Genomic DNA, 23,148 nt, shown 5'->3' on the forward strand with positions numbered 1-23,148 from the left:
CGGATCACCGCTTTCTGGAGGGGAGGGGGTTTTCGGCGGGCGCGCTGCGCCGGGCGGGTCTGCGCGGGCGGCCGAGCCCGGTGGCGGACGGCTCGGGCGGGGCGTCCACCAGGTCGCGTACGAGGGCGTGGTGCGGGGACAGTCGGCAGGCCGGGTCGGTGGCCGTGGCGTCGCCGGTCAGCGCGAAGGCCTGGCAGCGGCAGCCGCCGAAGTCCTGGTCGCGCAGCGCACAGCTGCGGCAGGGGTCGCGCATCCACTCCAGGCCGCGGTACCGGGTGAAGGCCGGTGAGTGGTTCCAGATCCACTCCAGCGGGTGGTCGCGGACGCTGGGAGCGTTGAGGCCGGGAATCGAGGCGGCCGCCGGGCAGGGCAGGGCCGTACCGTCGGGGGCGAGGGTGAGGGAGACCGCGCCCCAGCCTCCCATGCAGGGCTTGGCCTTGCCGTCGAAGTAGTCGGGCACCACCCAGACCAGTTCGAGCGTGCCGGCCAGCTCCGCCCGGCGGCGGCGTACGGTCTGCTGGGCGCGGGCGAGCTGTGCGCGGGAGGGCAGCAGTGCGGCGCGGTTGTACAACGCCCAGCCGTAGAACTGGGTGTTGGCGAGTTCCAGCCGGTCCGCACCCCAGGCCGTCCCGAGATCGATCAGCTCGTCCAGCGCATCGAGGTTGTGGCGGTGCAGTACGACATTGAGGCCGAGCGGCAGGCCGGCGTCCCGGACCAGGTCGGCGGCCCGCGCCTTGTCGGCGAAGGAGCGGCGGCCGGCGATCCGGTCCGAAGCGCTCGGGTCGGCGTGCTGCACGGACAGTTGCACACTGCGCAGCCCGGCGTCGGCGAGCCGGCCCAGGCGCGCCCGGTCGAGGCCGACACCGCTGGTGACGAGCTGGGTGTGGATCCCGGCTCCGTCGGCCGCCGCGACGATCGCTTCGAGGTCGGAACGCAGCAACGGTTCACCACCCGAGAGATGGGCGCTCACCACACCGAGATCCGCGGCCTGCCGGAGCGCATCACTCCACTGCTCGGTCGTCAACTCGGATGCCCTGGCGGTCAGTTCCCGTGGATTGGAGCAATACGGGCAGTGCAGCGGACAGCCGTGGGTGAGTTCGGCGAGCAGGGCCCAGGGGCGGGGCGGCGGGGAGGGCGCCGCGGAGGCGGGCGATCCGGTCATCGCAGCCACCCCTGCTCCCGTATCCGTCCGAGGAACGCCGGCACGTCCTCCGCCACCGGGGCGTCCGGGTATCGGCGGGCCAGTTCGGCAACGATGTCGGACACCGCCCGCCGTCCGTCGCACAGCCGCAGCACATCGCCCGCGTTCCCCTCCAGCACCACGACCCGTTCGGGCAGCAGCAACAGATCGGTGTCGCGGATCGGGTCGTGGCGCAGGTGGACGGCGGGGGCGAGGGCCGGGCGCCAGTGCGTCATGGCCGCTCCCCTCGCTCGACGGCGTCCAGCAGCGCCCACAGCACCTGGCATTTGAAGGTGAGGGCGGCGACCGCCAGCTCCTGCTCGGTCTCCGTACGCGCCCACTCCAGTACCAGCGCCAGCGCCTCCTTGCTGTCGCGTCGCCCCTGGCTCTGCCGGCCGCGGAAGTAGCTGAGCCCGTCGGCTTCGATCCAGCGGTAGTGCTTCTCGAAGGCGTCGATCCGGGTGCGCATGATGTCCGGGGCGGACAGTTCGGTGAGCGAGGCCGCCACCGCCTCCAGCGGCGAGCGCAGCCGGCAGAAGTTGACGTAGCCGTCGACGGCAAGGCGTACGCCCGGCAGCACACCGGACTCGTCCAGCAGCAGCGACCGGTCGAGCCCGGCCGCCTCGCCGAGCCGCAGCCAGCGCTCGATCCCGCCCTCGCCGTCCTGCTGCCCGTCGTGGTCCTGGATCCGGCGCAGCCACATCCGGCGCAGTTCCGGGGTGCGCAGCTTCGCCAGGATCAGGGCGTCCTTGACGGGGATATGGCGCTGGTAGTGGAACCGGTTGCGGATCCATCGGCGCAGCTCCTCGGGCGTCAACTGCCCTTCGTGCATACGGATGTTGAACGGATGGCGGTCGTGGTAGCGGTCGCCTGCCACGGTCCGCAGCCGCTCCTCGAACGGTGTGCTCACAGTGCGATCTCCCGGTCTTCCGTGGCCACCGCGAGCCCCAGTTCAGCCAGCTGCCGGTGCTGTGGTGCGGCGGGGTCGACGAGCGGGTTGGTGTTGTTGAGGTGGGTGTAGAGGCAGCGGGCGGAGAGCGGCGCGAGCCGGTGGGCGGTGCCGTTGGGCCCGTCGATGGGCAGATGGCCCATGCCGGTGGCGGTGCGGGTGGAGAATCCGGAGCGGCGTGGTTCGTCGTCGTCCCAGAAGGTGCCGTCGAGCAGGACGAGATCGGCGTCCGTGAGCGCCTTCTGGAGGGCGTCGGGCCAGGCGGCGAGCGCGGGGGCGTAGAGCGCGGTGCCACCGGTGCGGCGGTCGTGCAGCCGGAGCGCGATGACCCATGGCTCGGGTTCCGCGGCGCGGGCCGACGGCTCCCCGTCCGGGCCGGTGGCCGGCCGGCGGTCCGCGTACCGGGGCCGCTTCGCGGAGAGGGGGAGGGCGCTGATCTCGACGTCGGAGCCGTCGCGCAGCGGGACCGGCGCGGAGCCCAACTCCCGCCATTCGAGGTCGGTGTACGGCGTGAGGAGGTCGTCGAGGTGCGCCTGGCCGGATAATGCCGCGCGGACCGGTCCGGTGGCGAACACCTCGATCCGGTCGGCCTCGCGCAGCCGGGCGATGCCGAGGGTGTGGTCGAGCTCGGCGTCCGTGAGCACCACTCCCGCCACGGGGGTACGGCGGGCCGCGGGGCCCGGATGCAGGACGGCCGTGCTCTCGATCTGGTCGGCGATATCGGGGGTGGCGTTGATCAGATACCAGTGGTCGTCGTCGGCTCGTACGGCGAGCGAGGCGTGGCGGCGGCGCCGGCCGGGGTGGTGGCGCGCCCCGGAGCACCCGGGGCACGCACAGTTCCACTGCGGCACTCCGCCGCCCGCCGCGGTGCCGAGCACCTTCAGCAGCACGGCGGGGCGGTCAGCGGGCGGTCAGCGCATAGGCGGTGACTTCGAGTGCGGTCTCGATGACCGTGTAGCCCGGCGTCTGCCAGGCGGACCGCTGCTCGCGGCGTGCCACGGTCGGGGAGCCGGCGGGGCCCGGCAGCGCGCCGGCGGTATGTGACGGCGTCGGTGACTGGATACGTGACTGAATACCTGACTGCGTCCGGGAATTCATGCCGATACCTGCCTTTCGTAGGGGTGGCGGGCGAGGAAAGGTGGGGGGGTGTGGGCGGTGGGGTGCAGAGCATGCGAAGTGTGCGAAACGTCCGGAGCCTCCAGGGCGCAACCGCCGTAACACGGCACGCTGGAGGGAACGGTGGGAGAAGCGGAGCGGCGCGAGTCGCTTTGCAGAATCCTCAGCCGCACGGCCACGGTCAAGGGCGGGACGAGAAAATGATCCGACCTATGGGTCGGTTAGACAGCCGCCCGGCCTTCCCGGATTTCCCAACCCCGCTGCTCATCCCGGGTACTTGGAGAATGCACACCGACGGCAAAGATCTCCATGCCTCAACTCCCCTCCCCCGCAAGCGTGATACCTCCCATCTCCGCTCCCTTGACCACGGTCACCGAGGCGCAGTACGTTCCGGAACCCGCTCGAACAGGAAACTTTCCTATCAGCTCGGCCTGCCCATCAGCCCGGCGCCGCCGATGCCCACCCCGAGGGAACATCCGTCGCAGCGCCTTCCTGACCGGAGGACCCCCCATGCGCATGCGCCCCAGAGTCGCGCGCCACACTCCGCTGACCGCGATCGCCGCCACCGCCCTCGCCGGCGGGCTGCTCATCTCGGCCGCGGGTACGGGCGATGCCGCCGGCCCCGCCGCCCTCGCCTCCGAACCCGGCACCCCGAAAACCCTCTCCACGGGCTGGTCCGTCCCCTGGGGCCTGAGCTGGCTGCCGGACGGCTCGGCCCTGATCACCGAGCGCGACTCGTTCACCGTCTCCGCCCTCGCCCAGGACGGCACGAAGAAGCCGGTCGGCAAGGTGCCCAATGTCGTCAGCACGGGCGGCGAAGGCGGCCTGCTCGGCCTCGCCGTATCACCGTCCTGGCAGACGGACCACTACGTCTACGTGATGCACAGCGCCGCCGAGGGCAACCGCATCGCCCGCCTGACCTTCGACGGCAGCACGCTCAACAACTACAAAGTGCTGGTCGAAGGCATCAAGAAGAACACCAACCACAACGGCGGGCGCCTCGCATTCGGCCCCGACGGCTACCTCTACGCCAGCACGGGCGATGCCCGGAACCCCGACCTGGCCCAGGACAAGAAGTCCCTCAACGGCAAGATCCTCCGGATGACCCCCGGCGGCAGGCCGGCCCCCGGAAACCCCTTCGGCTCGCTGGTCTACTCCTACGGCCACCGCAACCCGCAGGGCATCACCTGGGACGCCCAAGGGCACCTTTGGGAAGCCGAGTTGGGCAACAGCAAATACGACGAGCTGAACCTCATCGAGCCGGGCAGGAATTACGGCTGGCCACGGTGCGAGGGCACATGCTCCACCACCGGAATGACCAACCCGAAGCGCCAGTGGCCGGTCGCGGAGGCCTCACCCAGCGCGGTCGCCTACGCCGACGGGGCGGTCTACATGGCGGCGCTGCGCGGCGAACGCCTGTGGCGGATCCCGGTTTCCGGGACTACCGCGGGCACCCCCAAGGCGTACTACACCCATGACTACGGGCGGCTGCGCACGGTCGAGTCCGTACCCGGCCGGAAGTCCCTCTGGCTGACCACCACCAACGCCGACAGCAACGGGGACGGCGATCCAGGCTCGGACAAGGTCTTCCAGATCGACCTGAAGTAGCTTCCGGCTCCGCCCAACCACCGTGACGTCGGTATTCCGCCAGCACATCCATCACCCCCGCCCCACACTCAACGTGTGCCCTCTCCCCTCCTCCCGCAAGGTGCGGCGTCCGCGTACGGCGACCTCCCCTCCCCCACCCCGTACACCCACGCCGAACTCACCGCTCTCCTCCACCTGTTGACCGCCTCCCGGGCCCGCATCGACACCGTGGTCGTCGGACACAGCCGGGACGCCGCCTCCCGGGCATCCGCGGCGGCGTTCATCGAGGCCTGGTGTGCCACGGAGGGGCGGACGGTCCTCGCCACGGTGGACTGGCCGGAGACCGCCGCGTCCTGGCTACGGGCAGCCCACCGCTTCACCGCCGGGGAACCGGACGCCTGGGTGGTGGCCGCGGCCCCACTCGGCTGGGCCCAGATGAGCCGTCGGCTCCGCCGCAGCACCACCTGGGACCCGGCACGCACCTACGGCTTCGCCCCGCTCGGCGACTCCCGGCTGCCCGTCCTGGCCGGACCGGCCACACTGCACGGCATGAGCGGTGCCACGGCCGACGGCGGGATCTGGACCATCGACCACGGCCGGCTCCCCCGGCACCTGCCGGCCCCCGTCGACCGGCGGCTCCCCCGTGGCACGCTGTAAGCAGGCAGCACGACGAGGCAGGAGCACATGAGCACGCCACTTCCCGGCTTCGAGGATTTCGGGAACGCTACGGGGCACCATGAACTCCGTCGGGAACGCGGACAGGAGCTCGGACACGAACTCCGGCGGGAACTCGGACAGGAGCCCGGACAGGAACTCCGGCGGGAGCTCAGCCAGGAGCTCCAGCAGGAGGCCCACCAGGAGCTCCACCGGGAAGTCCGCGGGCAGGCTCGTCAGAAAGGCCGAAGGGAACTGGCCCCCGGGGCCGTCCACGTCCCCGGCTGGCTGTCCCTCCCCCAGCAGCGGGAACTGGTCAGCGCATGCCGTGGCTGGGCGCGTGGTCCGGCCCCGATCCGGCACACCAAGCTGCCCCGCGGCGGTGTGATGTCCGTCCAGACGGTGTGCATCGGCTGGCACTGGCAGCCGTATGCGTACACCCGCACCGCCGACGATGTGAACGGCGCCCGGGTGGCCGAATTCCCATCCTGGATGGTCGAGTTGGGCCGACGTGCACTGACCGAGGCGTACCAGGATCCGGCCGCGGGCGACGACTACACACCGGACACCGCGCTGATCAACTTCTATGACAGCCAGGCGAAGCTCGGTATGCACCAGGACAAGGAGGAGCGCTCGAACGCGCCGGTGGTCTCCCTCAGCATCGGGGACACCTGCGTCTTCCGCTTCGGCAACACCGAGACCCGCACCAAGCCGTACACCGATGTCGAGCTGGCCTCCGGGGATCTCTTCGTCTTCGGCGGGGCGTCCCGCTTCGCGTACCACGGGGTGCCCAAGGTCCACCCCGGCACCGGTGATCCGGCGACCGGCCTGACCAGCGGCCGCCTCAACATCACCATGCGGGTGACCGGCCTCGGCGGGTGATGCCGGGGCGTTGTCAGACCCCCGAGGCACACTGGACTCATGTGCCGCAGTATCAAGACGCTCCGCCCGCCCACCACCCCCGAGGTGACCGACGAGGACATCCGGGCCGCGGCCTTGCAGTACGTCCGCAAGGTCTCCGGCTTCCGCGCCCCGGCGGCGCACAACCGCGAGGTCTTCGACCAGGCCGTGGACACCGTGGCCACCGCAACCCGAGAACTCCTCGACAACCTGCACATACGCGGCGCCGCCGCCCGCTAGGCGTACTCCGTTATGAGGCGGGTAACCCGCATCGGCAGTTGATCAAGAGAAAACCGCCCGCCGGCCCGCAAGCGCGCCCTCCCTCACCACTCGACCCATGCCTGCACCGGTAGGTGATCGCTCGGAAACTGACCGTGCGCGGAGTACGTATTGATCTTCGCGCGCCGCGTGCGCACCCCCGGCGAGGTGAGGATCCAGTCGATCCGGTCCCCGTCCCGCACCAGTGGCCGGTAGCCATGGAAGGTGGCGTACTGCGTGCTGCGCTCCTCGGCCGTGTCCCAGCTGTCGGCGAGCGCCCCACCGTCCAGCATCGTGTCGTAGACCGGGTTCTTGTGCGCCGCGACGTTGAAGTCGCCGGTGACGATCCGGGGCAGTGCGGCATCCAGGCCGTGCAGCCGCTCGGTGATCAGTCCGGCGGACCGCTCCCGCGCGTACTGATGCGCATGATCGAGGTGCGTATTGAGCGCATAGAACTCGCCCCCCTTCCGCAGATCCCGGAACCGCACCCAGGTCACCATCCGAATGACGGTGTTTCCCCAGGTCGCCGACCCGATCAGATACGGCGTACCGGACAGCCAGAAATGGTCGTACTCCACTGGCGCGAGCCGCCGCACGTCATAGAAGACCGCGGCGAACTCATCCTTGCTGCCCCCGGCCCGCCCCGTTCCCACCCAGTCGTACTGCGGACCAAGATCCTCCGCGATATCGCGCAGTTGCCCGTAAAGCCCCTCCTGAGTCCCAAGCAGCTGCGGGGCCTCCCGCCGCAGCAGGTTCCGCATCACGGGCCGGCGCTCGACCCAGGAGTGCGGCCGGACCTCCGAGGCGTACCGCAGATTGAACGTCATCACCCGCAGCGCCCGCCCGCCATCAGCGGCGTACGCATTCCCCGCCCCGTACGCCACCGACAGCACCGGCCCGCCGACCGCCGCGGCCGCCACCGCCCGCATCGCCGACCGCCGCCCGAACGACGCCGAGGCATCCGCCCCTGACGCATCCACCTGGGCCCGGCCCACCCAACCCCCATACGACGAGGTGGACCGCTTCGAGAGCGACCGCTTCGAGAGAGACCGCTTCGAGGTAGACCGATTCGATAGGTACCGCGTCGACGAGTACTCATCACACGGAAATCCGAGACCAGCCACAGCAACTCCAGTCAGTCAGCCGGCTCCCCAGAGTCTCGGATCCCGCCGTAAGCCGAAAGTGGCCCACAGAGAAACCGACTTGATTCCTTCGCGGACCAGCGACCGACCAGACCAGCGATCAGACCAGCCCCGCGACGCCCCGCCAGACGGACCGCGGGACGTACCGCCAGGCGGGACCGCCAGACGAGCGGGCAGACGGGCGGACACGCGGATGTACAGGCGGCCAGACACGCAGACAGACGGGTCGACCGCGAGGCCGGAAGAAGGCCTTCTGCTCCCCGCCCTACCGGTCGCCCGCCGGCCCCCGCCAGTCCGCATGCCGGATGCGGGAGATCTCCCGTACCTCACCGACCGTGGCCCACTCGTCCTTCCCCAGCCGCGACAACGGCTTCATCTTGGAGATCTCGGGGTGCCCGTCGACCAGCACGTCCTGCGACACGACCGCATGCACCACCCGCCCGAACACAATGGTGGAATCCCCGATCCCGATTGTGGTGTGCACCTCACACTCCAGCGCCACCGGCGCGGCCGCCACCCGCAGCGGCTTGACCCGCACACTCGGCTCGGATTCGATCCCGGCCGCCTCGAATTCACTCACTCCGTGCGGAAAGTCGGTACCCGTGTCATTGATCTGCTCAAAGCACTCCTCAGGCGCAAAATTCACCACGAACTGCCCGGTGGCCTCGATATTGCGCAGGGTGTCCTTACGCCCGACAGAACTGAACTGCACCACGGGCGGCGCGACGCTGGCGATCGTGAAGAAGGAGTGCGGGGCGAGATTGGCGACTCCGTCCTGGGACATGGTGGACACCCAGGCGATGGGCCGCGGCACCACGGTGGCGGTGAGCAGCCGGTAGAAGTCGTTACGGGACATGACAGCGGGATCAAAGTCGGTGCGCATGCGGATCAGTATCCAGGTACCCGACCGCGGACCTTACGGCGGATCCACGGCATCACCCAGCCCCTGAGTTCGTCAGAGAGTGCCTGGCACCCACGGGGCGTGAGGTGCCGGGCGGGTGTCTCCGGACTACCGGGCGTGCTCACCGCCAACCGGGAAAGGCAGGGTGGGACATGCTGTAGCACTCGGGCCCAGCTGGAGGCCGTCGGCCTGCTCAACCAAGCCCTCGCCCTCGAAGCCCTCGACCTCGACCTCGACCTGCGACGGCCCCGGGACTACTTCGAACGCGCCTGGAACACGGTCGAAAAGGCGATCCGCCAACTCCGCCGGGAGAGAGGCTGGTTGACCGTCCGGGCCGTCACCGAAAGGGCCAGCGTCTCCGCCACGTTCCGCTACGAGAACACCGACGCGCGGTCCGTCGTCCAGCTGGCCGTCGCCGACCACCGCAACCGAGCAGGACCACTCATGACCGAACCTCCCGACTCCGACCCGGTCCGTCGTCCGCCCACCAGGTTGGCCTGATCGGGCCGGCGCATGGCGAAGCCCAGGATCGGGGCGACGTGCTCGGCGTAGCGGCAGCGGAGGCGCTCAGTCGGCGCTGTTGTGATCGCGGCTCATGGCTCCTCCGTGTCCGGCACCGGTGAGATCGTTGCGCCGGCCGACAGCAGTCTCTGGGCCAGCGCGCGGCAGCGCGTCCCGAGCTCCGGAGGGTCGAGTACCTCGAAGTCGTGCCCCAGCAGGAGCACGTGCATGAGCACGGCATCGAGGCGTTCGGCGCCACTGAGTACCTCGCAGAGCTCACTCCCTCGCGGTCGCACGACGGCCGCCGACGCCGGAATCTGCGCGCGCACCGTGTCGGCCGACGCGTGCACGAGGAAGCGCGCCTGGTGCGGGTAGACCCGACTCGCCACACCCTCCTGCACGTACGTCGCCGCGTCGGGCGCCGCGCGCGGGCGAAAGCGCCAGGTCCGTGCAGACACATCGGTCATCCGGTCGACGCGGAAGCTGCGCCAGTCGTCACGATCGAGGTCGTAGGCAAGGAGGTACCAGCGCCGGTCGGAGGCGACCAGGCGGTAGGGCTCGACCCGCCGCCGTCGCACCTCGCTCCCTGGGAGCACCTTCCGGACAGAGTCTGGGGGACGGTAGTCGAAGCCGGCCTCGACCTCGTCGCGGCAGGCTTTGGCCAGCGTCAGGAGCACCTCGGGGTCGACCGGCGTGCGGCCTCCGCCAAAAGACTCCACCGAGTCGGAGAGCGCGCGCACCTCGTGTCGCAGCCGGGTGGGCAGCACCTGGTCGAGCTTGGTCAGCGCCCGGAGTGCGGCGTCGCCGGCGCCGGCGACCGCGCCACCCGCGCCGACGAGCAGCGAGACCGCGGTGGCGATGGCCTCCTGGTCGTCGAGGAGCAGCGGCGGCAGGTCCTGCCCTGGGCCGAGCTGGTAGCCGCCGCCGACACCTTGGCCGGCATGCACCGGATAGCCGAGCTTGCGCAGCCGCTCGATATCACGCCGTACCGTGCGCGGCGTGACCCCGAGCCGGTCGGCGAGCTCCGGACCGGTCCAGACCTGGCGCTGCTGCAACAGCCCGAGCAGGGTGAGCACCCGCTCCGTCGTACCCCGCTCGTCGCCGCTTGCCACGTCCATGTCGCCCAGCCTGCCAGAGATAGCGGACAGATCCTGTCCGCCAGAGGTGTCAGGGTGGCTCCATGGACGCAAACGAACTCGACTGGAACCGCACGCTGCGCGAGCAGTGGGAGTTCCACTGGAATCATCAGCTCCGAGCCCGGCTCGACGGCCTCACCGACGACGAGTACTTCTGGTCGCCGGTACCGGACGCCTGGAGCGTGCGGCCGCGCGGCAGCTCGACGGCGCCCGTGCAGGTCGGTGCCGGGGACTTCACGATCGACTACGCCTTCCCGCAGCCGGTCCCCGCGGCCTTCACCACGATCGCCTGGCGACTCGGCCACGTCATCGTCGGCGTGCTCGCCGCGCGCAACGCGGCGCACTTCGGCGCGCCGGCGGCGTCGTACGAGACCTGGGAGTACGCCGGCAGCGCGGCCACCGCGCTCGACCAGCTCGAGACCCAGCTCGACGTCTGGCTGGCCGGGGTGCGCAGCCTCGGCGAGGCCGGGCTCCGGGTCCCGGTCGGCGCGAAGGAGCCCTTCCCCGAGGCGCCCATGGCCGACCTGGTGCTGCACATCCACCGCGAGCTGATCCACCATCTGTCCGAGGTCTGCCTGCTTCGCGACCTCTACCTGCACACGAATCCCGCTACGAACGGAGCAACCCGATGAGCCGCCACATCCAGGTCACCTTCGACGCCCATGACCCGCGGGCGCTGTCGTCCTTCTGGCGCGACGTACTGGGCTACGTCCACCCCGGCCCGCCCGGGGTCGACCTGCCCGAGGGCGCCGACCCGCTGGCAGCGTGGGACGACTTCCTCGCTCGGGTCGGCGTACCGGAGGAACAGCGCAACTCGAAATCGGCCATCGAGGACCCCGACGGGCACGGCCCACGGGTGTTCTTCCAGCAGGTGCCGGAGGACAAGGTCGCCAAGAATCGCGTCCACCTCGACGTCCGTGCGGCTCCCGGACTGCAGGGAGAGGAGCGGATGGCGGCACTGGAGGCCGAGTGCGACCGGCTCGTCGCGCTGGGAGCGAAGCGGGTACGTCGCGATGAGCCCGCTCCCCCGATGAGCGCCGGCTTCATCGTGATGGCCGACCCCGAGGGCAACGAGTTCTGCCTGGACTGACGCAGCTCAGCTGTAGTCGCGGAAGCCATGGCCGGTCTTGCGGCCGAGGTGGCCGGCATGACGAGTTGCTCCAGCAGCGGGGAGGTCGCGAAGCCGGACTCGCGGAACTCCAGGTCGAGCTCGTGCGGCATCGCCAGCGACACGTCGTTGCCCACCACGTCGAGGAGCACGGAGGTCCGGATGGCGTCGCTTCCGAGATTGGCTCATCTCGGAACTCGGCGATGCTGAGCCGTACGTGTGAGCTGCCGTCTTCCCAGGTCACCGGCTTGATGATGAACCCATGGCGGTATTGCCCCTATGCGGCAGCCAACCAACACCGCGATGGTGGAGGCGACTTGGCTGAGCGCCAGGGCCACTCGCAGGCACTGTCTAGGAGACGACGTTCCCACCGTGGACGCCGCAATCAGGGGGTTCGAGCTCCAGTTCGTCATTAACGGCGACCCGTACGAGTACGTGCTCGGCGCGGAACACGTACAGCTGGACGTAGAAACGTCGCAAGGCCACAGCTCCGGCGAAGTCAACCTGGACATGAACCTGCGGCCCATGGCACCGCAGGCCGCTCCTGCCATCAGCTTCAAGGGATACGTCGAGGCCCTTGTCATCGCGGACCTCATCGACTGAACGGCTTCTGTACAGGTCGTATCCGATGGGTCGGCTAAACGAACCGTCGGATACGACCTAAGGAGTGTCCGGCGGGTCACTGACTGAGCCCAAGCCGGATCGACGCGAGGGTCACCGTGCCGTGGAAGACGTCAGACGCCGAGACGACAACAGCCATTGCCAGGTCGTTTCAGCAGGGGTCAGCCGGGACGGGCCGTGCTCAGCCGCCCGAACCACCGAGGAGAACCGTGCGTTTCGATCGGAGCCAGGATCGCTCGGCCACCATCTCGGCCACATCGCCGCGGGCGAGAAACGTCAGCCATGGCTCGTGGCCTTGCCGGCCCAGCCGTTCGATGCGCTCGGCCTCACGGGACTGGACGGCATCCAGCGCGTCGAGAACTGCTGCCGGGCGTGCTCCGTAGGCGGCGCAAAGGGCGTTGAGGCGGCTCCGCAGGGTGTGCTCCCCGGCGATCGGTACTCTTCGCTGCTGCTCGGTGGGACGCAGCGGCACGGCGTACCACGCGAGCTGCGCGAGATCGTCAAGGGCATGGCCGGGCGCTGCGAAGTCCCAGTCGATGAAACCGGCGAGTCCGTCGTCGTTCCAGATGGAGTTCCACGGGCCGAGGTCGCCGTGCCGAATGACCATGCCTGGCCTCCACTCGGTCTCCTGGCCCTGCCATCGCGCATCGGCCGGCGGCTGGAAGTCCCGGACAGCGTCGTGGTAGTCCCGCAGCCAGGACCCCAGTTCGCTGATTCCGACGGTCGAACGCAGAGCCGACGGCCAGGGCGTGAACGCCGGTTCGCCGTGCAGCAGCGACAGCACCTCATCGGTGCCGTCGGTGCCAAGGACTCGCGGAGCCCGAGTGAAGCCCACTGATTCCAGGTGGGTCAACAAGGCGTGCACGGCAGGCGTCCACTCGCCGACCGGCCGGCGGATCGTCCCGCCGATCCGCCGCACCGTGGTCACACTGCCCTTGTCAGTGGCGCCGTCCTCGATCATCGGGTCAGCGTAGCCCTGCCACCGACGTCAGTGTCCTGGATATCAACGCCCAGAACGGTCAGCGCGATGCGCCCGAGGCACCACCCAGACCTCCTTGGCTGTGATCTCACCATGGATGCTGCCAGTTACGGGACAGCCTTTAGTCGAGGTAGATCAGACCGTGCCCCCGGAGGTGCGACAGCCACGTGGTGCGGTCCACCATGGTGATCGAGGAGTGGTTGTCCGACACCAGCCGCTGTGAGTTGACCGGCCAAAGCTTCTTGTGGTCGAGCTCGAAGGCCCCGGGCAGCCCTGGAGCCCCAAGCACTTTCGCGCCCTTGTGCAATGACGCCCCGTAGGGAATGGCGTGGTAGATCGATGACGGGACCTTGATGCGGTTGCGGGTCATGTCGGTGTAGACGGAGGCGTTTTGAATTTGCAGCCGTCGGCCACCCACCACGACGGCTGCGGGCAGTCGGCTGGTCTGCAACCCGTAGCCCTCGTACATCGCCGCGAGCTGGCCGGCCGGCATCGACGCGCAACTCTGGCCGCTGAGCAGGTCGACACCGACGTGGGTCAACCGCTGCGGCGGACGTCCCGTGCTGGCATGGATCACGTCGACAGGGACCCGCCCACAGTCGTTGTTACCCGAGACCACCCCGTGCTTGTCAGGACGCGACACGATGCCCGGTCCCTCCGACCACTGGCCGGGGACGGCCACTTCGCCATACGGGTGCGTCGCGAGATTGCTGGGGGCGTGGAAGGACAACGTGGTCTGGCCAGGGGTGTTGTCACGGGCGATAACGAAAGCGCGCAAGGCGTCCGAATACTGCCAGTCAGCCGAAAACGCATCGACGACGGAGAAGCTGCGTGAATTGGCACCGGTCTTGGCCCGCCAGCCGGAGGAGGCGAAGACCTGGACACGTGACTGGAAGGTGGGGTCGGGCGAGCGCCAGACGAACTTGCCGGCCCCATTGCCCAGCGCGCCCGCACCGGTGGTGTCGGTGAACATCAGGTAGAAGTCGCCGTTGAGGTAGACCACACTCGGCTGACCTGCGCCGTATGTGTTCGGCGTCTGCTGCTGGTTCGCCGGGGTGACGATCGGCCGGCCGTGGTTGAGCCTGGTCCAATGGATCCCGTCGCGGCTGGAGGCGACACCCATCGTGGTCGGTTCGCCGGTTGCCCGCTCGGCTCCGTAGTACAGGTAGTAGATGCCGCCGACGCGCACGACCGAAGGGTCGCAGGTGTGTGTGCTGTCGAAGCTGCCGGTGCCGGTTCCGTCGAAGACCCTCTGGTACGGGGCCGAACTGCCTCGTGCGTGGAACGGGCCGTTCAGGCTGGCCGACTCCGCGTAGAGGATGTCGTCACCGGGCGTCCCTCCCGGCGTCTGGCCGCACCACCACATCCTGTACACGCCGTCAGCCATGATGCTCGGCGCGTAATCGTAGACGGAACTTCCCGCGACGGGCCCAGGACTTGATCGGAAGGAGCCTGTGCCCAGAGTGCGCGACTGGCGGGACGACGTACGGGCGGGCTGGTGCATTGGTGGCGTCGGCGGATCCATCCGCTCCGGGGCCGCTGCGTGGTGACCGCCGGGCGACCCCGCTGCGGGTTCCACCGCTGCCACAAGGGCTGTTGCGACTCCGACAGGGAGTACGGCCAGGAGCAGTGTCAGGACGGCAGCGGATCTTCTCGCGCGCCGGGGCATGCCTTCTCCTCGTGCGGGGGGGTGGGGTGTCAGCGACACCGTGAGTTCAGTGTCGGTAGGTCCAGGTGTATCCGAGCTGCACGGAAGTGCACGTGCCCGGCGGCTGTCGGTGTTCGGGCCCGCTTCTGCACTCGCAGTGGTACGGCTTGGCGGGATATGCCGCGGCGGCATCGGAACGGCGTTACCGGTCGGCATCCGCAACAGGCGCAGCGTGCAGTGTGGCCGGTACGTCGAGATATGCCGTTGCGCTGCGCAGTGGCCGACGGTGAGCTCCGGTCCGTTCAGCGTATGAAGTCGACCTCCGGGTAGTGGCGCGAGGGGCCGTCGAGCAGGTGGCCGTGCCGGTGGCGCAGGTGCTTGTCGAAGAAGGCCGCGAGGTAGGTGCGTTGGACGGCGATGGCGCGGTCGGGGGCGATCGTGCCGAGATCTTGGACGAGTTGGGCCGGGGAGTGTTTGAACGGGCCGGGCGCCTGGGACCAGAGAGCCTCGTAGTCGAAGAAGGAGAGGTGCTCGGCGCCGCGCAGCTTCAGGTCGTACCGCTCTCCGTGCAGATGCTCCCAGAACCTTGCCCAGCTCCGGTCGGTGTCGCGGTTGTGGTTTTGCGAACTGAACAGCAGGAAGGGGCGGTTGAGGTCCTGGGCTTTCGCCGGGCCGAAGAATTGGCCGTCCAGGTTCGCACCGGCATCGATCCTGGAGTCCGCCTGCATGGCCGCAGGTACCACTGCTCCGCCGATGGAAGGGCCGAACATCCCGATGCGTTTCATGTTTATCGCGTCGGACAGCCCATTGGGGAGAGACGCATGGTCCGCGTCCGGGTTGTGGCCTCGGGCGATCGCGGCCAGCTTGTCGATGACGAAGCGGGTGTCGGCGACCCGGGCGGCGATCACGCGGGACGCCGGGGTGGCGGGCGGCATGGTGCTCAGCTCCAGCCGGCCGCCGGGGAACTCCACTTCGGCGTCATCGTGGGTGTCGGCGACGGTGACCACCAGGTAGCCGCGGCTGGCCAGGTCTTCGGCGAGCGCGGTGCCCGCCGCGCGGCCCGAGCCCCGCCCGGGCGAGTACAGCACCACCGGCAACTTGCCGGCCTTGTGATCAACCGGGGCGCCGGTGTGGCCGGCGGTGGTGGGCAGGGTCACCGAGCCCGGGGGGATCTGATAGCTCGCCAGGTAGTGCGCGGCGGCGGCGGACTGTAGCCAGGGTGCGGCGGGGTAGCGGGAGGTGTGTGTGGCGGGGTACCAGAGGGTGACCATCAGCTCGCGCGGCTGGGGGTTGGGCGTCCATGGATCCGTGCGTGTCGAGTCGCGCAGATGGAGGTCGACCGTTCCGACGCGATGGCGCCCGGTCGGGGCGGGGAGGGTCAGCTGGCCCGGGGCTTGCGCCGCGTCCGGGGCTTCCGCCGCGTCCAAGGAGGCCGCCGTGGTCATGGGAGCACCGGTGTTCTTCCCCGCGGCGGTAGCTGGCGCGACTCCGGCGCCCAGGGCGACGGCCAGTACTCCTGTGGCGCTGGCGATCCGGGTGCGAAACCGGCTCTGGCGCTTTCGTGCGTGTTTCAAGGCAGCCCTATTCATGGTGACGATCGCCCTGCGACCGGCGATCGGGTGGCGATCAGCGTAAAGCCAGTTTGCCGTGTCCGCGCCAACTTCACTGATTTCGCGAAGAGTTCTCGCCCGGGGCGACTGGTGGTGTAGGAGCTGCCGGCGCTCCCAGAAATACGAGGCGCCGACTTCGTACCCCGTCCGTCGGCGTGCCGTACGGCCGGCCTTTCCGTGGCCGCGTATGCGCGGGACACGATCTGTCGGCGTTCGTCGTGGAGTATGCCATCGAGTCGGCGGTGGCTGGCCGGGGCGCCGACCCCGGCCAGCAGAACTCTGCCGGAGGTTTGGCTCATTAACGCCACAGCTGGACCGCGACCGTCGGATCCAGAATTCCGCCGGGTTGATCACGATTTCACTGAGCGCTTTTGTTACGCGGCAGTTCGTAACACCGACACCTGAGGCGTTCAGCACATCCGCGACTGTGCGTCACGCGGCGAATGCAGGCAGGGAGCATTCACTCATTTATGCCCCCTTGCTGGAAGGGGGATTGGGAATCTCCCCTCACTTCGCGAAGGGGTCGGGGGCACAGAAGCGGCCTTTCCCTTGAACGAGTTGGGCGCCAACATCGCGCCCCGGTCAGCCTCTTCAGCCGCCCCACCCCGGCCCACCTCTACGGTCCCAAGGGCGGCCGACCGCCCAAGCACGGAGCCGGGTTTGTCTTCGGCAGCCCTGCCACCTGCGGCCCGGCTCACCACAAGGACGGCACGACACCACGCCGCACGGGGTGGTCGGCAGAGCTCAATCGGCGGATTCCCGGCCGTCGGAGTAGATCACCAGTGTCTGTTCAGGCTGTTCGGCCAGGTGGAATGCGGTGTAAGCGAAGTCGACCGCCCCGCCTCCCGGGCGCCGCAGCCGTTTCCGTCCGCCGTGCCGGGCCTGCACGTCGTACTGCGGCCACCAGGCACGCACTTCTGTGCTGCCCGCAGTCAGCTCGTCGATCAGCCGGGTATATCGGACGTCGCCCGGGTGGCGTCCGGCCAGTGTCCGCAGGCGGGCGAGCAGGCCGCGCGCCTCGGGCTCCCAGTCGACCAGAACGTCCCGGGCCGCAGGTTCGAGGAACACCCAGCGGGCGAAGTTCGCCGGCCGGTCCGCGGCCGCGGTGAGGTGCGGGAACAGTTCGTCGGCCGCCTGGTTGTGGCTGAGCACGTCGTAGTTGCCGTCGATGATGTACGCCGGGTGCGGCTGGAGCAGGAGCGGGACGGCCGCCACCTCGGCCGCGAGCGGCTCGGGTTCTTCGGTTTCGGCCGCAGGCGCGTGACCTGCGAGCCGGAAGAGGTGACCGCGCTCGTACCGGTCGAGTTGCAGCGCTGAGGCGAGGGCGGTGAGCACCTGGTCCGAGGCGCGGATGTCCCGACCCTGTTCGAGGTACGTGTACCAAGTTGCGCTGATGCCTGCGAGCAGCGCGAGTTCCTCCCGGCGCAGGCCCGGGGTCCGGCGTCGGCCGGTGTGTGGCAGGCCGACCTTGTCAGGGGTGATCCGCTCTCTGCGGCTGCGGAGGAAAGCGCCCAGCTCACGGCGTTCGTCCGGCTGCTTCTGCATGGTGGATGGCATCCCTGGTTCCAGAATAAACACGCTCTGGATACCAGGCTAAGGCCATCCCAGACTGGAGCTCGGGTGGGGGTGCAGCTCTCACCGATGGCCTGTGGACGGTCATCCCGGCGCCGGGCGGCCCCGGCGCGCGGACGCGTTTCGGGGCGATCACCTGGAACCGGTACCGAGAAGGAAGAGGAAGACATCGTGTCGGGAATCGACGGCAAGGTCGTGGCGATCACGGGAGCCAGCAGCGGCATCGGCGAGGCGGCCGCACTGCTGCTTGCCGAGCGAGGCGCGCGGCTCGTCCTGGGTGCGCGGCGATCCGAGCGCCTCGCGGAGCTGGTGGCGCGGATCGAGAAGGGGGGCGGCACGGCCGTACAGACCCGCACGGACGTGACCCGACGGGACGACCTGCACACCCTGGTCGCACTGGCCGGCGAACGGTTCGGCCGGCTCGACGTGCTGGTCAGCAACGCCGGGGCCGGCACCATCTCGCCTCTCGACGATCTGCGCGTCGACGAGTGGGACCAGATGGTCGACGTCAACATCAAGGGTGTGCTGCACGGAATCGGCGCCGCGCTGCCGGTCTTCCGGGCCCAGGGCACGGGCCACTTCATCACCATCGCCTCCACGGCCGCATTTCGCATCGTGCCGGCCATGGCGGTCTACGCCGGTACGAAGTTCGCGGTCCGTGCCATCTGCGAGGGCCTGCGCCAGGAAGCCGGTGACTCCCTGCGGGTGACCACCGTCTCGCCCGGCGCAGTCGGGACCGACTTCGCCGAGGCATCGACGAACCCGCAGGTAAGAGCAGAGATCACGGCGATGAGGGACCGGATCGCGATCCCGCCCGAGGCGATCGCCCAAGCCATCGCGTTCGCGATCGAGCAGCCAGCGACCGTCGACGTGAACGAGATCGTCGTCCGGCCCACCGCCCAGAACTGACCCCCGCCCAAGTTCGAGGCGCGTTTCAGGCCCGGGCCTTGGAAGACAAGCTCAGAGGTCGTCACATTTGGCGTGGTCGGTATCTGCCGCTCGTGAAGCGCGTGGGGGATGTCCGATGAGGGGGCGAGCCCTCGGCGGAGGCCCCCGGTCCGTCACCTACGACACCGAACACTGCCGTGACCGCAACAAGGTTGAGCGTGCCATCAACAGGTGAAGGCAGGGCCAGGTATCGCCCCGCGCAGGACGCCATCTCGGCGCAGCGGCCATCTGAATCCCGCCTCCTGCAAGCCAGTTGATCCCAGTGGTAGACACCCTGAAAATACCACCCGGTAACCAATCCCAAATCGGGCGCTAAGCCGCCGAATTGATTACTGAGCGTGGGTAATCAATCCGGCGGCGTAACGCTTTCTCCAGTCCTACTCTTCGGTAACGCAGGGGTATTGACAGGTAGTCATTGCCATAGGGGCTTCAAGTGTTGTAATAATTCTCTGCCTCAGGGCATAGACGACGTGCGCTTCCCGACTCTGCATCGCATTCACCTGCGAAGGCGCCCGCGGCATGCCCTGGGTATCCCCCACACGAAAGAGTTGAGATATGCGCATTCGCCTCACGCGAAGGAGAGCCTTAACGGCAGCCTCGGCAGCCGTGGTCGGCGCCGGACTCCTCCTCAATGCCGGAAGCCTCGCCCAGGCGGGCTCTACCACCGGAACCATCACCAGTGGTAAGGGCAACTACAGCACCATCAACAAACGCCAAGCACCCAATCTTTCCGCCCGCATCGTGGGAAAAGCCCACGTCGGCAGCACGGTCTCCATGACCTGCCAGGTGCAGGGCGACAGCGTCAACGGCGACTCCCGCTGGATACGGTCCAGCTCGGGATCCTTCTACATAGCCCACGCGTTCATCAAGGAGAACACCGACAAGCTACCGACCTGCTCCTCGTCCGCCGGCGGACGGGTCGCCCTCAACATCTCCATGCAGAAGCAGGTCCAGGACCAGTGGTGTTGGGATGCCTCCGGCCTGACCATCGCCAAGTACTGGGGATACAACCAGTACAGCCAGGCCGACTTCTGCCGGCTCGCCGCCCAGAACAGCTACCTCAGCTGTGACAACCAGCCCGCCACGCTCGATGACATGGCCAACGCCTGGGCCGGCATGGGCTTCTCCAACACCGGAAACGGCCTGTCCCGCAACGCGTCCTTCTCGGAGACAGGAAACGAGATCAGTGGCGGCCGACCGTTCGGGGTACGCATTGGATGGACTTCCGGCGGCGGCCATATGAATGTCATCTACGGGTACGACCAATCGTCAAACACCATCGCGGTCGGCGATCCCTGGCCTTCCACCCAGACCTACACCTGGTGGAACTACAACGACTACGTCAACAACTCGTCGTTCCAGTGGACCCATTCCCGTATCGGCATTCACAAATAGGACGGGCAGCAATGCGCAGCAAGATACGTTCCATAAACCGGGGTGCTGCTCGTTTCACAGGCATGGCCCTCGGTGCGACGCTCTGCGCGTCGGCATTCCTCTGCACCCAGGCGCAGGCCGCCGACGGCCCGGCGGGCGTACCCGACTACCACGGCGCCCGCCAGGTGTTGCAGTCGCCACAGGTCCACGACACCGTCAACCGCTTCCTCAACGCCGCGGATTCCAAGGGGAAGGCGGGCGCGGACGGTGGGCAGGAGGGCGAAGCTCCCCTGACCTCCGGGGCACAGGACGCCCCGCAAGCCTTCAGCCTGAAGGATCCGGTCGCGATGTACGAGATCACCCCCGATTTCGTCACCGGAAAGGCGAAGCCCACTTCGGCCAGCGCGCTACGGCTGTCGTACCTGGCCTCTGAGGTCAACGGCGCGAACGGCCATCGTGCCACCGCCCTGCTCGCCGGCCAGGCGTCCCCCTCCAAGGGTGGGAAATGGCATCTGGCCGGAATTCAGGACGGCAACACCGACCTCGGCTTCGCCAAGAAGGCCACATCGGACTCGAGGGTATTCAGCGAGCCGCAGATCCACGCCTGGTACCGGCTCAAGAACGGCACGGTCCAACCCCTGAATCGCGAAGCGGTCTCCGGCCTCGGTGGTAAGCGGACGATTTCGCTCACCGCCTACCAGAAGCTGGTGCACGGCCGGTACGCCGACAAACTGCCGGGGTCGGCCTACGACCGCAAGGGCATGGCCGGTGGGTACAAGCTTGCCGCTCCGGCGCACAACGCCCCGTCCTCGACACCGATGCTGGTCGGCGCCTCGGGCGCGTTCGCGCTCGCCCTGGCGGGCGGTACGTTCGGGTTCCGCTTCCGCCGCAAGCGGACGCGCGCCCAGACCAGTTGACGCATACACAGGCAAAATGATGCGCACGCACATGAGTTGACCGTCCGTCCATGCCCCGCCACCCTCATGTGGCGGGGCATGGCGCTGCCGCCCCGCGGTGATCGGCAATGCCGCCGGACTACGGCCCTGGGGCTGCCCGGCTGGTCACGGCCCGGGATCTGCCGGCGGCAGCAGCCCCCGCGCCGGGCGCCTGAATGGCTCGCAGCCGGACCACAAGACCAACCTGACGTGCCCCTGCGGGATAGACAGCAGGACGAGGCTGGCTATGCGGAGGAGGTGGTGGAGAGGACGAAACCGGTGTAGCCGCTCCGGGCCGCGGCATCGCATTCCTCCCGGTACCGGTCCAGCCCGCCCGCGTAGGCCAGGAACACGCGGGGTTTGCCCGGTATGTTCGCTCCCGTGTACCAGGAGGCCACGGCCGGGTAGAGCGTCCGGGCGGCGAGTTCCGCCACTTGGGCGCCCCAGTCCGCCTCGGCCGCTGGAGCGGCGTCGATCTCCGTGAGACCGTTCCTGCGCAGATAGGCGATGCAGTCAGTGATCCACTCCACCTGCTGTTCCAGGGACACCGCGATGTTGGTGAGTACGGACGGGCTGAGGGGCCCGAGGACGGTGAAGAGGTTGGGGAAGCCGGCCGAGACGAGCCCCAGGTGGTGCCGCGGGCCGTCCGCCCACTTCTCCCGGAGCGTCACGCCGCCCTTGCCCACGATGTCGACGGCGAGCTGGGAGCCGGTCAGGGCGTCGAAGCCGGTGGCGAAGACGATCGCGTCGAGGGCGTGCTCCCCCTCCGAGGTCCGGATACCCCGGGGCGTGATGGTCTCGATCGGGGTCGTGCGCAGGTCCACCAATGTCACGTGCGGCCGGTTGTAGGTGGCGTAGTAGCCGGTGTCCAGGCAAGGACGCTTGGTCGCGAACGGGAACGTGCGCGGGGAGAGCAGTTCGGCGGTCGCCGGGTCGGTGACGATCGACCGGATCTTGGCGCGGACGAACTCGGCCACGGTCTCGTTGGCCGTCTCGTCGGTCAGGATGTCGGTGTAGGTGCGCAGCAGTCCGCTCAGCAGCCCCGAGGCCCAGGCCGCCTCGTAGGTGGCCGTGCGCTCCGCCTCGTCCACCTCCAGGGCCGACCGGGTCGGCGGCTCGAAGACGGTCCCACCCCGGGACAGCCGCTGGGCATGCCGGAACTCCGGGTACCGGGCCTTGAGTTCCGCGATTTCCGTGCTCCGCAGCGGGCGGTTGTGGGCCGGCAGCGCGTAGGCCGGGGTGCGCTGGAAGACGGTCAGTGCGGCCGCCTCCTCGGCGATGACGGGTATGGCCTGGACACCGGAGCATCCGGTTCCGATCACGGCGACCCGCTTGCCGGTGAAGGAGACCTCCTCGCGCGGCCAGCGGGCGGTGTGGTAGACGGCGCCCGTGAAGCTGTCTGCCCCGGGGATCCCGGGGTCCTTGGGGACCGACATGCAGCCCGACGCCAATACGACGAACCGGGCGGTGACGGTCCGTCCGGTGTCCGTGGAGACCCGCCAGACGTGAGTGTCCTCGTCGTACGCGGCGCGGGTGACCCTGGTGCGCAGCGTGACGTTCCTGCGCAGGTCGAACCGGTCGGCGACATGGTGGATGTAGCGCAGGATCTCCGGTTGGGACGCGTAGCGCTCGCTCCACTCCCACTCCTGGTCCAGTTCCGGGGAGAAGGAGTAGGAGTACGACATGCTCTCGACGTCGCAGCGGGCCCCGGGGTACCGGTTCCAGTACCAGGTCCCACCGATGTCGTCACCGGCCTCGAAGACCACTGTTGTTAAGCCGAGTTCGCGCAGCCGGTGGAGCTGGTAGAGGCCGGAGAGTCCGGCCCCGACGACGACGGCGTCGACCTGGTGGGCGGCGGAAGGGTCGGGGCTGATGTCCATCGGGTTCTCCTGTCTCCGCGCACACGGCGCGCGGGGCTGCGGTGTGCCGGGGGCGTACGGGCGTCGTGCATAGGGCGGGGAAGGCGTAGGGCGCAGGGGCGACATCCTGGTCCACGCCCGGCGTCACGGGAAGTCCCGTACTCCGTCCG

At 68.9% G+C, this 23,148-nt stretch carries 23 protein-coding genes and 2 pseudogenes; 11 read left to right on the plus strand and 14 right to left on the minus strand.

Annotated elements, in window-relative coordinates; all coding sequences use genetic code 11:
* Positions 1-4: 4 nt before the first annotated feature.
* The 5 genes and pseudogenes from pqqE to pqqA form a co-directional block, all read right to left on the minus strand.
* Positions 5-1,162 carry a pyrroloquinoline quinone biosynthesis protein PqqE gene (gene pqqE, locus ACZ55A_RS20715; RefSeq protein ID WP_468841860.1) on the minus strand — a complete coding sequence of 386 codons (1,158 nt, stop codon included), beginning with the start codon at positions 1,160-1,162 and terminating at the stop codon, positions 5-7.
* The gene (gene pqqD, locus ACZ55A_RS20720) at positions 1,159-1,416 is read right to left on the minus strand and encodes a pyrroloquinoline quinone biosynthesis peptide chaperone PqqD (RefSeq protein ID WP_468841862.1); all 258 of its coding nucleotides are present in this window, start codon (positions 1,414-1,416) and stop codon (positions 1,159-1,161) included. The genes pqqE and pqqD overlap by 4 nt, the downstream gene beginning before the upstream one ends.
* Entirely contained in the window at positions 1,413-2,090 is a 678-nt protein-coding gene (gene pqqC / locus ACZ55A_RS20725) for a pyrroloquinoline-quinone synthase PqqC (protein WP_468841864.1), read from the minus strand. Before pqqC ends, pqqD begins: the two co-directional genes overlap by 4 nt.
* Positions 2,087-3,019: a pyrroloquinoline quinone biosynthesis protein PqqB gene (gene pqqB, locus ACZ55A_RS20730; RefSeq protein ID WP_468841866.1), complete on the minus strand. Its 933-nt coding sequence runs from the start codon at positions 3,017-3,019 to the stop codon at positions 2,087-2,089. Before pqqB ends, pqqC begins: the two co-directional genes overlap by 4 nt.
* Positions 3,020-3,029: 10 nt before the next feature.
* Positions 3,030-3,104: pseudogene (pqqA, locus tag ACZ55A_RS20735) on the minus strand (pyrroloquinoline quinone precursor peptide PqqA); the annotation flags it as partial.
* A 657-nt stretch (positions 3,105-3,761) separates the two neighbouring features.
* Here pqqA and ACZ55A_RS20740 point away from each other — a divergent pair.
* The 4 genes from ACZ55A_RS20740 to ACZ55A_RS20755 all read left to right on the plus strand — a co-directional run bounded on the left by ACZ55A_RS20740 (position 3,762) and on the right by ACZ55A_RS20755 (position 6,626).
* Entirely contained in the window at positions 3,762-4,853 is a 1,092-nt protein-coding gene (locus ACZ55A_RS20740; protein ID WP_468841868.1) for a PQQ-dependent sugar dehydrogenase, read from the plus strand.
* Positions 4,854-4,928: 75 nt separating this feature from the next.
* Entirely contained in the window at positions 4,929-5,489 is a 561-nt protein-coding gene (locus tag ACZ55A_RS20745; RefSeq protein WP_468841869.1) for a hypothetical protein, read from the plus strand.
* A gap of 252 nt (positions 5,490-5,741) precedes the next feature.
* On the plus strand, positions 5,742-6,368 hold the full coding sequence (locus ACZ55A_RS20750) for an alpha-ketoglutarate-dependent dioxygenase AlkB family protein (protein WP_468842075.1): 627 nt from the start codon (positions 5,742-5,744) through the stop codon (positions 6,366-6,368).
* Between the two features lie 39 nt (positions 6,369-6,407).
* Positions 6,408-6,626: a DUF2277 domain-containing protein gene (locus ACZ55A_RS20755; protein WP_468841872.1), complete on the plus strand. Its 219-nt coding sequence runs from the start codon at positions 6,408-6,410 to the stop codon at positions 6,624-6,626.
* 83 nt (positions 6,627-6,709) lie between these two features.
* Here ACZ55A_RS20755 and ACZ55A_RS20760 read toward each other — a convergent pair whose 3' ends face one another.
* Together ACZ55A_RS20760 and ACZ55A_RS20765 are read right to left on the minus strand one after the other, a co-directional pair.
* Positions 6,710-7,573: an endonuclease/exonuclease/phosphatase family protein gene (locus ACZ55A_RS20760; protein WP_468842077.1), complete on the minus strand. Its 864-nt coding sequence runs from the start codon at positions 7,571-7,573 to the stop codon at positions 6,710-6,712.
* 478 nt (positions 7,574-8,051) lie between these two features.
* Positions 8,052-8,669 carry a flavin reductase family protein gene (locus tag ACZ55A_RS20765; protein ID WP_468841874.1) on the minus strand — a complete coding sequence of 206 codons (618 nt, stop codon included), beginning with the start codon at positions 8,667-8,669 and terminating at the stop codon, positions 8,052-8,054.
* Positions 8,670-8,804: 135 nt separating this feature from the next.
* Here ACZ55A_RS20765 and ACZ55A_RS20770 point away from each other — a divergent pair, with 135 nt between their 5' ends.
* Positions 8,805-9,188, plus strand: a complete 384-nt coding sequence (locus ACZ55A_RS20770; RefSeq protein ID WP_468841877.1) for a hypothetical protein — start codon at positions 8,805-8,807, stop codon at positions 9,186-9,188.
* Positions 9,189-9,280: 92 nt separating this feature from the next.
* Here ACZ55A_RS20770 and ACZ55A_RS20775 read toward each other — a convergent pair whose 3' ends face one another.
* Positions 9,281-10,306, minus strand: a complete 1,026-nt coding sequence (locus ACZ55A_RS20775) for a helix-turn-helix transcriptional regulator (protein WP_468841880.1) — start codon at positions 10,304-10,306, stop codon at positions 9,281-9,283.
* A 62-nt stretch (positions 10,307-10,368) separates the two neighbouring features.
* Here ACZ55A_RS20775 and ACZ55A_RS20780 point away from each other — a divergent pair, with 62 nt between their 5' ends.
* Both ACZ55A_RS20780 and ACZ55A_RS20785 read left to right on the plus strand, forming a co-directional pair.
* Positions 10,369-10,956, plus strand: a complete 588-nt coding sequence (locus tag ACZ55A_RS20780) for a DinB family protein (RefSeq protein WP_468841883.1) — start codon at positions 10,369-10,371, stop codon at positions 10,954-10,956.
* Positions 10,953-11,414, plus strand: a complete 462-nt coding sequence (locus tag ACZ55A_RS20785) for a VOC family protein (RefSeq protein WP_468841886.1) — start codon at positions 10,953-10,955, stop codon at positions 11,412-11,414. The genes ACZ55A_RS20780 and ACZ55A_RS20785 overlap by 4 nt, the downstream gene beginning before the upstream one ends.
* A gap of 6 nt (positions 11,415-11,420) precedes the next feature.
* Here ACZ55A_RS20785 and ACZ55A_RS20790 read toward each other — a convergent pair.
* A pseudogene (locus ACZ55A_RS20790) lies at positions 11,421-11,581 on the minus strand (3-hydroxyacyl-CoA dehydrogenase family protein); the annotation flags it as partial.
* A 223-nt stretch (positions 11,582-11,804) separates the two neighbouring features.
* Here ACZ55A_RS20790 and ACZ55A_RS20795 point away from each other — a divergent pair.
* Positions 11,805-12,035 carry a hypothetical protein gene (locus ACZ55A_RS20795; RefSeq protein ID WP_468841888.1) on the plus strand — a complete coding sequence of 77 codons (231 nt, stop codon included), beginning with the start codon at positions 11,805-11,807 and terminating at the stop codon, positions 12,033-12,035.
* 199 nt (positions 12,036-12,234) lie between these two features.
* On the opposite strand, the gene ACZ55A_RS20800 is transcribed toward ACZ55A_RS20795, so the two are convergent.
* The 4 genes from ACZ55A_RS20800 to ACZ55A_RS20815 all read right to left on the minus strand — a co-directional run bounded on the left by ACZ55A_RS20800 (position 12,235) and on the right by ACZ55A_RS20815 (position 17,835).
* The gene (locus tag ACZ55A_RS20800) at positions 12,235-13,014 is read right to left on the minus strand and encodes an aminoglycoside phosphotransferase family protein (protein WP_468841891.1); all 780 of its coding nucleotides are present in this window, start codon (positions 13,012-13,014) and stop codon (positions 12,235-12,237) included.
* 139 nt (positions 13,015-13,153) lie between these two features.
* Positions 13,154-14,419: a hypothetical protein gene (locus tag ACZ55A_RS20805; protein ID WP_468841894.1), complete on the minus strand. Its 1,266-nt coding sequence runs from the start codon at positions 14,417-14,419 to the stop codon at positions 13,154-13,156.
* Between the two features lie 563 nt (positions 14,420-14,982).
* Positions 14,983-16,125, minus strand: coding sequence for an alpha/beta hydrolase family protein (locus ACZ55A_RS20810; RefSeq protein WP_468841898.1), 1,143 nt, complete (start codon positions 16,123-16,125; stop codon positions 14,983-14,985).
* 909 nt (positions 16,126-17,034) lie between these two features.
* The gene (locus ACZ55A_RS20815; RefSeq protein WP_468841900.1) at positions 17,035-17,835 is read right to left on the minus strand and encodes a helix-turn-helix transcriptional regulator; all 801 of its coding nucleotides are present in this window, start codon (positions 17,833-17,835) and stop codon (positions 17,035-17,037) included.
* 198 nt (positions 17,836-18,033) lie between these two features.
* Here ACZ55A_RS20815 and ACZ55A_RS20820 point away from each other — a divergent pair, with 198 nt between their 5' ends.
* The 3 genes from ACZ55A_RS20820 to ACZ55A_RS20830 all read left to right on the plus strand — a co-directional run bounded on the left by ACZ55A_RS20820 (position 18,034) and on the right by ACZ55A_RS20830 (position 21,101).
* Positions 18,034-18,771, plus strand: a complete 738-nt coding sequence (locus ACZ55A_RS20820) for an SDR family oxidoreductase (protein WP_468841903.1) — start codon at positions 18,034-18,036, stop codon at positions 18,769-18,771.
* Between the two features lie 594 nt (positions 18,772-19,365).
* On the plus strand, positions 19,366-20,205 hold the full coding sequence (locus tag ACZ55A_RS20825) for a papain-like cysteine protease family protein (RefSeq protein WP_468841906.1): 840 nt from the start codon (positions 19,366-19,368) through the stop codon (positions 20,203-20,205).
* A 62-nt stretch (positions 20,206-20,267) separates the two neighbouring features.
* On the plus strand, positions 20,268-21,101 hold the full coding sequence (locus tag ACZ55A_RS20830) for a hypothetical protein (protein ID WP_468841909.1): 834 nt from the start codon (positions 20,268-20,270) through the stop codon (positions 21,099-21,101).
* Between the two features lie 263 nt (positions 21,102-21,364).
* Here ACZ55A_RS20830 and ACZ55A_RS20835 read toward each other — a convergent pair whose 3' ends face one another.
* Positions 21,365-22,999 carry a flavin-containing monooxygenase gene (locus ACZ55A_RS20835; RefSeq protein WP_468841911.1) on the minus strand — a complete coding sequence of 545 codons (1,635 nt, stop codon included), beginning with the start codon at positions 22,997-22,999 and terminating at the stop codon, positions 21,365-21,367.
* Between the last annotated feature and the right edge of the window lie 149 nt (positions 23,000-23,148).

This window comes from Streptomyces sp. NPDC034111, from assembly GCF_055575375.1.

What these genes read in the sequence shown, in the direction of transcription:
- pqqE (WP_468841860.1), bottom strand. Translation starts at nt 1,162, where the DNA reads ATGACCGGATCGCCCGCCTCCGCGGCGCCCTCCCCGCCGCCCCGCCCC.
- pqqD (WP_468841862.1), bottom strand. Translation starts at nt 1,416, where the DNA reads ATGACGCACTGGCGCCCGGCCCTCGCCCCCGCCGTCCACCTGCGCCAC.
- ACZ55A_RS20740 (WP_468841868.1), top strand. Translation starts at nt 3,762, where the DNA reads ATGCGCCCCAGAGTCGCGCGCCACACTCCGCTGACCGCGATCGCCGCC.
- ACZ55A_RS20755 (WP_468841872.1), top strand. Translation starts at nt 6,408, where the DNA reads ATGTGCCGCAGTATCAAGACGCTCCGCCCGCCCACCACCCCCGAGGTG.
- ACZ55A_RS20760 (WP_468842077.1), bottom strand. Translation starts at nt 7,573, where the DNA reads ATGCGGGCGGTGGCGGCCGCGGCGGTCGGCGGGCCGGTGCTGTCGGTG.
- ACZ55A_RS20765 (WP_468841874.1), bottom strand. Translation starts at nt 8,669, where the DNA reads ATGCGCACCGACTTTGATCCCGCTGTCATGTCCCGTAACGACTTCTAC.
- ACZ55A_RS20775 (WP_468841880.1), bottom strand. Translation starts at nt 10,306, where the DNA reads ATGGACGTGGCAAGCGGCGACGAGCGGGGTACGACGGAGCGGGTGCTC.
- ACZ55A_RS20780 (WP_468841883.1), top strand. Translation starts at nt 10,369, where the DNA reads ATGGACGCAAACGAACTCGACTGGAACCGCACGCTGCGCGAGCAGTGG.
- ACZ55A_RS20785 (WP_468841886.1), top strand. Translation starts at nt 10,953, where the DNA reads ATGAGCCGCCACATCCAGGTCACCTTCGACGCCCATGACCCGCGGGCG.
- ACZ55A_RS20800 (WP_468841891.1), bottom strand. Translation starts at nt 13,014, where the DNA reads ATGATCGAGGACGGCGCCACTGACAAGGGCAGTGTGACCACGGTGCGG.
- ACZ55A_RS20805 (WP_468841894.1), bottom strand. Translation starts at nt 14,419, where the DNA reads ATGGCTGACGGCGTGTACAGGATGTGGTGGTGCGGCCAGACGCCGGGA.
- ACZ55A_RS20810 (WP_468841898.1), bottom strand. Translation starts at nt 16,125, where the DNA reads ATGACCACGGCGGCCTCCTTGGACGCGGCGGAAGCCCCGGACGCGGCG.
- ACZ55A_RS20815 (WP_468841900.1), bottom strand. Translation starts at nt 17,835, where the DNA reads ATGCAGAAGCAGCCGGACGAACGCCGTGAGCTGGGCGCTTTCCTCCGC.
- ACZ55A_RS20825 (WP_468841906.1), top strand. Translation starts at nt 19,366, where the DNA reads ATGCGCATTCGCCTCACGCGAAGGAGAGCCTTAACGGCAGCCTCGGCA.
- ACZ55A_RS20830 (WP_468841909.1), top strand. Translation starts at nt 20,268, where the DNA reads ATGGCCCTCGGTGCGACGCTCTGCGCGTCGGCATTCCTCTGCACCCAG.
- ACZ55A_RS20835 (WP_468841911.1), bottom strand. Translation starts at nt 22,999, where the DNA reads ATGGACATCAGCCCCGACCCTTCCGCCGCCCACCAGGTCGACGCCGTC.